This window comes from Bacillus sp. (in: firmicutes), assembly GCA_017656295.1.
GTDB lineage: Bacteria > Bacillota > Bacilli > Bacillales > JACDOC01 > JACDOC01.
On sequence record JACDOC010000014.1, the window covers coordinates 57157 to 68770 of the forward strand.

Genomic DNA, 11614 nt, shown 5'->3' on the forward strand with positions numbered 1-11614 from the left:
AGGGGGAGGGAATTCGATGGTCCGGAAATGGACGTTTTTTTCAATAGGCGGATATCTTTTATTTGTATTGGTTATGTATGCGTATATATTTCATTGGGCTAATACAAGTATTCCAGAATGGTATGAAGGGACAAGTGCGGACCCAGCAACATTTTTAAATGACCGAGAACTGATGTTAAGTGAGAAGTATTCTGCCATTCGAAACTTTTTATTTTTTTTAGCAACCCCATTTGAATGGTTCATTTACTTTTTCCTGATCATTTGGGGATTTTCACGAAAGTTTGAAGAGTGGGGGAAAAAAACTTCTCGTTTATCGTTTGTACAAACAGCTGTTTATTTGTTTTGGTTTTATTTAGTGGCAACGGTGATTACATTACCATTGAATTATATATCCTACTATTATTCGGTTCAATATGGTATTACAACCCAAACGTTTTCGCTTTGGATGAAGGATCAGTTAATCGATTTTTGGGTCAATTACGTCATTATGTACATTGTCGTTTTAGTACTTTATTGGTTAATGGCACGGTTTCAACAACGTTGGTGGCTCGTTGCTTGGATATTGTCGATTCCGTTTACATTGTTTCTTATGTTTATTCAACCGGTCATGATTGATCCGTTGTACAACGATTTTTATCCATTGCAAAATAAAGAATTAGAAAAGAAAATTTTAACGTTGGCAGAAGAAGCAGGAATACCTGCCAAGCATGTGTATGAAGTGAACATGGCTGAAAAAACGAATGCGTTAAACGCATATGTGACCGGAATTGGTTCCAACTCCCGTATTGTACTTTGGGATACGACGTTAAATCAATTAAGTGAGGACGAAATTTTATTCGTCATGGCGCACGAAATGGCTCATTATGTAGAAAAGCATATTTATTTTGGTATTGCAGTTTATTTACTATTATCGTTTGTCGGGCTTTGGTTAACTGCAAAATGGATGCGAGCCTTTATCACCAAATACGGAAAAACATTTCACTTGGAACACGTTCATCAATTGCGTACTTTACCACTATTCTTTCTTTTTACGTCCATGTTGCTTTTTGCGGTCAGTCCGTTATCAAACGCGGTGTCACGTTATGAAGAAACCCGTGCCGACAAGTATGCGATTGAGTTAACCGAAAATAAAGAGGCAGCGATTGGTACGTTTCAAGAACTTACGAAAGCAAGCCTAAGTCAAGTTCATCCACCATTTTTCGTGAAGCTGTTTCGCTATAGCCATCCGTCGATGTTGGACCGGATTATGATGATTGAAACGTATCCAATCGAAGATGATGAAGAATAATGAATAATAACCTTTTTTCCTTCTTGCTTATTGCGTGAAGGGAAAAAGGTTTTTTTGTGGTTTTTCTCATCGTCATGGGATTTAGAAGAAGTGTTATAAACACAGAAAAAGATGCCATATACATGGCATGAAGGAAAATGGGGGAAGAAAGAAGAATTAACCGAAACATTCCATAAGCTTAATGTATTGGGAAGAATAATGCATAAATGAAGCTTTGTCGTAGCGATCCAAAGAGGTATCGATTTCGTTGAGTAGGCGCTCTTTTTCTCTATTCAACTGTACTTCATACAATAGCGTGTCGATATAAATGTCCAAAACCGTCCGCTCTTTGTCTTTATTCCAGGTCATCGCACAAGACTTCATTAACTCTGTGTAAGACTTTTCATTTTTCATATCGTTCACCTCTGTTGACCTTTTTTCTATTATATGGTCAATTTGGTGATAAATCAACTGAAAATTTTAAATATTTTGATAAATTATTCTATGTTAAATAAATACAGACAATCTTTACCATTAATGGTACAATTGTAAATATATAGAAATAATAAAGGAGGGTTAGGAGTGCAAGAACGTCGAAGAATGATTGAAGAGTACGAAGTGAATCCACATACGATGTTGCTTTTTCCTATAAAATATGGATCAAAAATTTATACGGAAGTGTTTGAACTATCGGATCAGTTTTTATCTCCATTTAAACCGTTAGATATTGTGAAAAAAAGCTGTGAGTTTTTTGGATCCTCTTACGAAGGAAGGAGGCAAGGGGCAAAGCAACTCATCGGCTCTGGACACAAACCTCCAATCATCATTGATCCTCACACATCTATTTTTCTCTTTCCCACCATGTCTCCCTCGAAGCAGGAGTGTATTTGGATTTCCCATGAACACGTCGTTTCTCATGAGCGGCTAGATACCAACACGACAAGCGTTACGTTCCGGAATAAACAAACGTTTCGCCTTCCAGTATCGTACAGTGTTTTCAATTCGCAATTATTGCGCACGGCTCTTTTACGGACAAGACTTTCACAACGAATGGAAGAAATGGAGCGAAGAGCCCATTTTATCTACTTTCCAATGACCAAGACAAAAGCGGCAGAACACGTTCATCCGTATACGTGGTCTGTGGAGAAAAAACATTAGAAAGAAGCGTGAATGTTCATGCTTCTTTCCGTTTGTCGGTGACGGGAAGGTGTCGTTTATATAAATAATGGCGCATCAGTTCTTCGACTTTGTTTCGCAGTCGCGGGTTAAAATAATTATGATGCTCTTCGTATCCTTTGTACAAAAACAAATACATGGTAAACGTGTCGTCACTTTTTAACCGTTCCACTTTCATTTTATTTTTGTGCATATATTTTTTTACATCAGCCAGTTCTTGTTGGATGGCTTTCATCGTTTCTTCAATGAGTTCAATGTATGGTCGTTTTAACTTAAATGGCGCTTGCTCGATAATGGCTAAATCTCGGTTTAATACGGTTAACACCATTGGTAAATAAATCGCCTGTTCTAAAATATTTCGATCGTTTTCAGGAATTCGTGTCATACGAAGCTCCCCTTTTTCCTTAAGTATCGAACATCTGTTCGTGTATTTATTTTACCCCATTGAACAGAAATAAATCAAGTAATGGACATGGTAAAATATTTCCTTTTTTAAAAGGGAAAGCGACAATCTAGTCGAAAAATAAATGTAGGTATTAAAAAAGATTAGGAGAGAGGGGGGGAGTGTAATAAAATAGATTGCATATTTATGTATAATCTTGTAATATTATTCAAGTGAGGGAATTCATTTTGTTAGAGGGTGGTAAAGATGGAAGCGAGACGAATAAATTCAGTAGAAAATACAGGAGTAAAACAAGGCTTTTTAGCAAAGCAATACTTAAAATTTTTGTTGCCGTCGTTATTAGGAGTTCTCCTCTTCCTTGTTCCTATTCAAGTAAATGGAAAGGTTACGATTGGTCTAGGAGTGATGGCAGATTGGCTGCAGGTGGCCATTGCTGATTACATACCATTATTTATGACGGGTGTTATTTGCTTATCTGCTGCTGGGAGTTTCATCGTAAAAATAATTGATCTGCCTGCGATAAAAAAGAATGCATGGTTAACTAGCTTGTTTGATGTTAGTCCATTTTGGTTGACCTTACGAATCATCGGTTCTGTTTTTGCAATATTTACATTGAACGAAGTCGGCCCGGAATTTATTTGGTCTAAATTGACTGGCGGTGTTGTTCTCTTTGATTTAATCCCTGTGTTAATGGTTTGGTTTTTATTTGCCAGCCTTTTTATGCCGCTTTTACTAGAGTTTGGACTAATGGATTTTATTGGGACGATGGTTCGTAAGGTGATGTATCCGGTATTCAAATTGCCTGGACGTTCGTCGATTGATGCGATGGCATCGTGGATGGGCAGTGGAACCGTTGGTGTATTGATTACGACCCAGCAATATGAATCTGGTTATTATACGAAGCGTGAAGCAGCGGTAGTAGCAACCAACTTTTCAATCGCTTCCATCGCTTTTAGTTTAGTAATTGCCAAGTTTATCAAAATTGATGATATGTTTGTAGAATTTTATTTTACAGTTGTTGTTGCTGGTATCATTGCAGCAATTATTTGTCCGAGAATCCCACCGCTTTCATTAAAAAAAGATACCTACTATGAGCCTGTTGGAAAGCAAATCGATGAGTTTGTGCCAAGCGGTGTTTCCAGTTTCCGCTGGGCAATTGAAAAAGCGGTTGAAAAAGCAGAACAGGTAAAAAGTATTCGTCAAGTCGTTATTAAAGGGATGTACAATGTGGTTGATATTTGGTTTGGATTGATCCCGCTCGTGATGGCATTAGGGACAGTTGCCCTAATTGTTGCAGAATATACACCGATTTTTAACTATTTATCCTATCCTTTTGTTCCATTTTTAAATCTATTACAGCTTCCAGAGGCTGAAGCAGCTGCACCGGCGATGATCGTAGGCTTCGCTGATATGTTTTTGCCGGCTGTAATCGGAAGCGGGATTGAATCAGAAATTACACGATTTGTTATTGCCGTTCTGTCCTTAACCCAACTGATTTATATGTCTGAAATCGGAATTCTGCTCTTGAAATCCAAAATTCCGATTTCGTTTGTTGAACTGTTTATTATCTTTTTACAAAGAACGATCATTACGTTGCCAGTTGCTGCTTTAATGGCACATTTATTCTTCTTCTAACCATCATAACAAGATCAAATGGAGCTTTCTTTTTCGTGAGAGATTCGCACTCCAAAAGGATAGGTAGTTTCCATTAAAGCTAGTTTTTGCGACTTTAATTAGAACGAATTCGATAAATGAGAATACACTAGGAGGTAATCATCATGGGTAAAGAATGGAGTTATCTTATCGAAAAAATGTCTAATCTTTTAGCACCAAGTATGGCAAAGGACCATCCGAATTTGCCAGTCATAAAAGAAGAGGGTTGCTATTATTACGGTATGGATGGAAAAAAATATTTAGATTTTACGTCAGGAATTGCCACAACCAATGTTGGTCATCGTCATCCAAAAGTCGTACAAGCCATTAAAGATGGTGCCGATCAGCTGGCGCATGGGCCTTCAGGTGTCATTATCTATGAATCTATTTTAACGTTAGCTGACCGATTGGCGAAAATATTACCAGGAAATTTGGATTGTTTCTTTTTTGGTAATAGCGGTACAGAAGCGATTGAAGGAGCGATTAAGTTAGCGAAACATGTGACACAGCGCCCCTTTATAGTTTCGTTTATCGGATGTTTTCACGGGCGCTCAATGGGAGCGTTAAGTGTCACAACTTCAAAAAGTAAATACCGTAAATTTTTACAGCCCACGGGTTCCTATCAAATCCCTTATGCCGATACAAGGGAATGCCCTGAAGGTGTGGATCCCGAAACGTATGTAGTGGAAAAGTTGGAAAAAGATTTTCAGCGTCTGTTTGACCACCAAGTCACACCTGAAGAGGTTGCTGCTGTTATTGTTGAACCTGTATTAGGTGAAGGGGGATATATTGTTCCGCCAAAGGCATGGCTGAAAAAACTGCGGGAAATTTGTGACCGCCACAACATACTTCTTATTTTTGATGAGGTCCAAACAGGGTTTGGACGTACAGGTGAATGGTTTGCTGCCCAAACGTTTGATGTTGTTCCAGACATTATGGCGATTGCGAAAGGAATTGCCAATGGTCTTCCGTTAAGTGCAACGGTTGCTTCAAAAGAATTAATGAAACAATGGCCGTTAGGCAGTCATGCAACAACATTTGGCGGTAATCCAATTGCATGTTCAGCAGCCCTTGCTGTATTAGATGTGATTGAACAAGAAAATTTATTAGAAAACACGAAAAAAATGGGTGCATATGCTGTTGAGAAATTGAAGGAATTAAAAGAAAAACACCCTGTCATTGGTGATATTCGTGCGATTGGATTGATGATCGGAATTGAGATCATTGACCCGAAAACAAAAAAACCAAATTCAGACGGTTTATTTAGAATATTAGATTTGGCATTAGAAAAAGGTGTCCTCTTCTATTTTTGTGGAAATAAAACTGAAGTCATTCGAATGATACCACCATTAACCGTAACGAAAGAACAAATTGACGTTGGCTTAAAAATGCTTGATGATGCGTTGACAATCTACGAGGAAGAAATTGGAATATGTGTATAAGAAAAAACATCGATCATATACTTTTTCTAACAAAGCGCATATCCATAACGGAATATAAAGTTGACAGTTAAATGTCGGTTAATCAGAAGGAATCAGTGCTTAGAAAGCTCTGGTTCCTTTTTTCTTCTTATTGTTTTGCGAAAGGCTTTCAAGATAAGAAAGGGAAATCATAGCTTCACTTTGGCAATATTGTTTTCATCGTTCATAAACAATGTCGACTTGCCAATTTTGATAATCAGCTCGTGCGACTTTGTTTTGAAGATTCGTGATGAGGAAGAGTTCGTCAAAAGAAACCTAATATGGAAGATAAAAGGAAGTCGAGTCTGGAAAAATAGGTCAAGACTATGGAAGGTGTGAAGAAGTTGGATGAGTCATCACAGTAGAAGGTAATCCGGGTTTTTCTGAGTTATCGAGGGGAATGAGACAGGAATTGCTGCTTTATTAGAATTGACAGTCATCAAATATCTTTTTACCTCCACTACTAAAAAAATAAATCAAGCAGTGGATATAGTAAAATATAAAAAAAGGGAAACGAACAACCGAGTCGAAATGTATATGGGTAAAAGAAAGGTGGAATGTAGGGTGAAGAAGCGCTGTGTCGTAGCGGAAGATTTATACCGAATCAAAAGTGTAACCGATCCGCAGTTATCGCCGGACGGAAAAGAATTGCTATATGTCCAAACAACAATGAATGAAGAGAAAAACGAATACCAGTCGCACATTTTTTATATGGATTTAGAAGCTAGAGAAAATGTTCAATGGACACATGGAGAACACCGGAATATGACTCCTCGTTGGTCACCAGATGGGAAAAAGATTGTTTTTGTTTCGAATCGCACAGGTAAAAATCAGCTCTTTTTGTTACCGAAATATGGTGGAGAAGCGAAACAGCTTACGTTTTTTACAAATGGGGCTCAACATCCTGTCTGGTCTCCGTGTGGAACGAAAATTGCTTGTTCCATATCCATTAAAGAAGGCGAATCGATAGAGGAAGGTCAGGAACAAGAAAAAGAGCTTCAACCTATTGAAGTCGAATGGATGAAGTATAAACAAGATGGACTGGGAATGGTGGATGGCAGTCGATCGCACATTGTCGTCATCGATATCGAAACTGGGGAAGTAGAACAAATTACGGAAGGTGATACTGACTTTCGCCTCCAATCATGGTCACCAGATGGACGATACATAGCGTATGTAGCTGATCAATCAGAAGATAAAGATGTATCGTTTCATGAAGACGTCTATTTGTACGACCGTAAAACGAACACCCATCGGAAATTGACAAATACGTCTGGTTTTTACGACGGAGTCACCTGGTCGAAAAATGGTCAATACTTGACGTTTATCGGTCATCAACGCGAGTTTGAAAACGCAACACTTTCTCGCATTTGGTTGTACAATTGGGAAAACGAAGAACTGCAATGTTTTACAAGTGAATTTGATGCACCGGTAGGAAACTATTTATTAGGTGATGTCCAGCAAGGCATTGTGACACCTGGGGTTTTATGGGCGGACGACCATCATAGCTTTTATTTCATGGCGACTGATCGTGGAAATACGGGCATTTATTACGGTAGTTGTGCGGGAGAAATTTACCCAGCCTTACTGGAATCTCAATATGTGTACGGTTTTACGTTAGATGCGGCTCGGCACCGTGGAGTCGTAGCCATCAGTACTCCGACGGATCCAGGAGATTTATACTTCATTGATTTTACAACGGGTGAAAAAGAACGCTTGACCAACGTCAATAAAGAATGGAAAGAAGAGGTGTTATTGTCTGAACCGGAAGATTTCGAATACGAAGGTGCTGAAGGATGGACTATTCATGGGTGGCTTATGAAACCCGCACGTTATAAGGAGGGAGAAAAGTATCCGCTCGTTCTCCAAATTCATGGAGGACCGCATATGATGTACGGATTCGGATTTTTCCATGAATTTCAATTGCTCGCTTCTCAAGGGTATGCCGTATTGTATGTGAATCCAAGAGGAAGCCATGGGTATGGTCAAACGTTTGTAAATGCTGTGCGGGGAGATTATGGCGGAAACGATTACGTCGATCTCATGAAAGGTGTGGATTACGTGTTATCCCGTTATTCGTTTATCGACGAGGAACGATTAGGTGTGACAGGTGGAAGCTACGGTGGGTTTATGACGAATTGGATTGTCGCTCATACCAATCGATTTAAAGCTGCGGTCACGCAACGATCGATTTCCAACTGGATCAGTTTCTATGGGGTAAGTGATATCGGCTATTATTTTTCTGAATGGCAAATTGGCGGTGACTTAGACAATATGGAAAAGCTATGGAAGCATTCTCCGCTCGCATATGTAAACAATGTCGAAACGCCGCTCCTTATTTTGCATAGTGAAAAAGATTTCCGCTGCCCAATTGAACAAGCAGAACAATTATTTATTGCTTTAAAAAGGAAAAAGAAAGTAACTAAGTTTATCCGCTTTCCGGAATCGAATCACGATTTATCTCGAAGTGGAAAGCCGTCACTACGCATCAAACGACTTCATTATATTTGCGAATGGTTTCAACAATACCTCGTACCAAAAAAATAATTTTTTGCGTGAATTTTAGGTAGAAGTAAAAGGTAGATGAGGCCATCGAGTGAAAAATATGTAAAATTTTTTGACAAGAGACTCTCATCTTGTTTCTCTAGAATGGATCCAAATAATAGCTAACAAGGCATTAAAAGTGAACAAACTCGAAAACGGCTTGCATATGGAACAGAATGTGGGTAGACAAGAAATGAATTTATAACATAAACGCTGAACCATTCCACTGAACATCTTCTAGTTGATTAGTAAAGTCGAAATTAGGTATACTTTTGGATATGGTAGGGTACTGCTTTCTCTTAAATTTTTGGCCTGAGAATACCCTGCCTTTTTCTTTTTCGGCTACTTATTTTCTTTACACAAACTTTTATTCATCTTCCTTTAGTGTACGATTATCAATAAGTTAAGGAGTAACAACATGAAACTGTTTAAATCACAGATTTTTTGGAAAATTTATATCATTACTCTAGCCATTATATGTACACTTTTAGGTTTAATGTTTATCGTATCACGTATGATATTGCCGGAAATTTCAAAGGAACAATATCGGCAAATTACCGATAAAACGGTTTTGCGCATGAAAGATCAAATTACTCTCATTGCGAAAGACCTACAGAGTCTTGAGAATTATGTTCAGACGAATGAACATTTTAAGTCGAATGATTTTGACCAACTTTTTAAAGGGTTAGAGACGATTATTACCGTTTCCCCTTATATTGATAGTGGCACCGTTTTGGATACAAATGGATATGTACGAGCGTTTTACCCCAATGACCTTAAACATTTACAAAATTATAACTTAAGCAAGCGTGAATATTTTCAGGAAGCACTTAAAACAAAAAAAGTTTATTTTAGTGATGTAGTGTCCGCAGATACAGGACGATTTTTGCTTGTTGTTTCAGTTCCTGTTTTAGACGACCGTAACGAAGTCGAACGAGTCGTCAATTTATCGTTGCGTATTGAAGATAATGAAATTTTTCAATCTATATTTCAAAGTTTTAAAATCGGGGATAACGGGTACACGTTTATTGTCGATAGAAACGGAAAAATAATATCTCATCCATCAAAGGAACGAATCGGGGAGGACGTAAGTCAAAACCTTGTCGTAAAAAAGGTATTGGAAAAGAAATCGGGGTATCAAGAAGTTTTGAACTCAAAAGGTACTTGGTTTTTTGCTTCTTTTGAACATATCCCGATTTTAGATTGGGGAATTGTCGCCCAAATACCGGTTGATGAAATTTATCAGCCATACTTAACATTTCAAAAATCATTGTGGACGATTTCGCTAGTTACTTTTATTGTTTTATCTATTTTGACGGCTTTATATGCAAGGCAAATCATACATCCAATTCGTAGATTATATCTTGCGGTGGATCAAGTGGCGAAGGGAGATTATAATCAACGAATCGAGAAAATTGATAATACAGAAATCGGACAACTCTCCAATCGTTTTAATGAAATGATTCATTATATTCGCCGGTCGAAAGCGAATTTACACCTTAAAGAAGAACAATTGAAAGAACAAAAAGAATATCTCCGAAAAATTATCGATATGAATCCAAGTTATATTTATGCTATCGACAAGGAAGGTAAATTTACCCTTGTAAACGAGTCATTTGCTAAACTTTTAGGAACAGAAACGCAGGATCTTCTCGGCAAAAAGATCGATGATTTTCAGTTTCATATAGACTCTAATCTAGTTCGAGTTTGGGAAGAAATTGAGACAATAAAGGAACGCTTTGTTCTTGAAGAAGAGTTCAAGGATCAAGAAGGGAAGATTAGGTGGATAGAAACAGTAAGACTGCCAATTTTCTCTCCAAACAGGGAAATCGATCAAATCCTATTTGTTTCCACAGATATTACAGAGCGTAAACAGGCGGAAGAGTTATTACGAAAATCGGAAAAGCTCGCGGTTGTAGGGGAGCTGGCCGCAGGGGTGGCCCATGAGATTCGAAATCCGTTAACTTCTATCAAGGGTTTTATGCATCTTTTAAAAGAAGAATGCGAAACACATAAACATTATTTTGAAATTATGGAATCTGAATTGGAGAGAATTAACTTTATTGTGAACGAATTTTTGATGCTAGGGAAACCACAGGTAATGAATTTTCGGCAGAAAGATGTTTCCGATCTTTTAAAAGATGTGATGACCTTACTTGAATCACAGGCGATCTTAAATAATGTTAAAATGATTTCCGAATTTGAACCTAACCTCCCTCTACTATATTGCGATGAAAATCAATTAAAACAAGTATTCATAAATATTATTAAAAATGCCATAGAGGCAATGCCAAATGGTGGAAAGGTCAAGATTCAAGCCAAAAAGAAAGAAAATAATCTTGTTATTCGCTTTATTGATCAAGGGTGCGGGATACCTAAAGACAGAATCGCAAAGTTGGGAGAGCCTTTTTATAGTACGAAGGAAAAGGGAACAGGTTTAGGGTTAATGGTAAGTTTTAAAATTATCGAAGCTCACAAAGGAAGAATTAAGATTGAAAGTGAAGTAGGTCAAGGAACTACTGTGGATCTTAGTTTTCCAATCTCTTCATCTGTCGTGGAAAAAGCATACCCCGATTTTTATGATAAAGAGAATAGAGAAAATCAAAAGTAAAATACCAAAAGGTAAAAGGCGCGAGGAAAATTCTTCGCGCCTTTTAATTGGTGCCATTTAAAAAATCAGATTCATCACCACATTTTGTGATTTAACCCAAAAAATAAGGAAAACACTCACGAATTCCTGGCAATAATGTTAGCGTCACTTAACATAACAGGAGGTTCTAAAGTGTTTTCCGTATCACTAGATTTGCCAGAATTTGAAGTTGTTAAACAAGTGTTTCTTGAAGATTGCAATTTGTTACATGTTGAGAAAAATACTACAGAAGAACGCTGTTCTTACTGCGGTTTTTTTTCTAGTCATGTCCATGACTGGCGGACAAGAAAGGTTCGTGACTTGTCCGTATTAGGTAAGCCCCTTTTCTTATTTGTCAGAGTGTATAGATACCGTTGTCACAACTGTAATGAGGTATTTTCACAAACATTTGAATCTATCAGTCCTAATAAGCATCAGACCAATCGGTACAGAGAATATCTGTACGAAATGTGCATTGGCTC

9 protein-coding genes are annotated in these 11614 nt (G+C 37.8%); 7 read left to right on the top strand and 2 right to left on the bottom strand.

Going from position 1 to position 11614, the window contains the following annotated elements; genetic code table 11:
• Positions 1–16 precede the first annotated feature (16 nt).
• Positions 17–1288 carry a M48 family metallopeptidase gene (locus tag H0Z31_11465; GenBank protein MBO8178060.1) on the top strand — a complete coding sequence of 424 codons (1272 nt, stop codon included), beginning with the start codon at positions 17–19 and terminating at the stop codon, positions 1286–1288.
• Between the two features lie 156 nt (positions 1289–1444).
• Here H0Z31_11465 and H0Z31_11470 read toward each other — a convergent pair whose 3' ends face one another.
• Positions 1445–1681 carry an IDEAL domain-containing protein gene (locus H0Z31_11470; GenBank protein ID MBO8178061.1) on the bottom strand — a complete coding sequence of 79 codons (237 nt, stop codon included), beginning with the start codon at positions 1679–1681 and terminating at the stop codon, positions 1445–1447.
• A gap of 186 nt (positions 1682–1867) precedes the next feature.
• Here H0Z31_11470 and H0Z31_11475 point away from each other — a divergent pair, with 186 nt between their 5' ends.
• Entirely contained in the window at positions 1868–2425 is a 558-nt protein-coding gene (locus tag H0Z31_11475; GenBank protein ID MBO8178062.1) for a competence protein ComK, read from the top strand.
• 16 nt (positions 2426–2441) lie between these two features.
• Here the strand turns inward: H0Z31_11475 and H0Z31_11480 are convergent, their stop codons facing one another.
• On the bottom strand, positions 2442–2828 hold the full coding sequence (locus H0Z31_11480) for a hypothetical protein (protein ID MBO8178063.1): 387 nt from the start codon (positions 2826–2828) through the stop codon (positions 2442–2444).
• Positions 2829–3092: 264 nt separating this feature from the next.
• Between H0Z31_11480 and H0Z31_11485 the strand changes: the two genes are divergently transcribed.
• From H0Z31_11485 to H0Z31_11505, 5 genes are all read left to right on the top strand, one after another.
• Positions 3093–4481, top strand: a complete 1389-nt coding sequence (locus H0Z31_11485) for a YjiH family protein (protein ID MBO8178064.1) — start codon at positions 3093–3095, stop codon at positions 4479–4481.
• 143 nt (positions 4482–4624) lie between these two features.
• Positions 4625–5941 (top strand): aspartate aminotransferase family protein, encoded by a 1317-nt coding sequence (locus H0Z31_11490; GenBank protein MBO8178065.1) that lies wholly within the window; start codon positions 4625–4627, stop codon positions 5939–5941.
• Between the two features lie 555 nt (positions 5942–6496).
• On the top strand, positions 6497–8506 hold the full coding sequence (locus H0Z31_11495) for a S9 family peptidase (GenBank protein ID MBO8178066.1): 2010 nt from the start codon (positions 6497–6499) through the stop codon (positions 8504–8506).
• Positions 8507–8921: 415 nt separating this feature from the next.
• Complete coding sequence (locus H0Z31_11500) at positions 8922–11114, top strand: PAS domain S-box protein (GenBank protein MBO8178067.1); 2193 nt, start codon at positions 8922–8924, stop codon at positions 11112–11114.
• 171 nt (positions 11115–11285) lie between these two features.
• The coding region (locus H0Z31_11505) for a transposase family protein (protein MBO8178068.1) at positions 11286–11614 on the top strand (329 nt) is incomplete at its 3' end.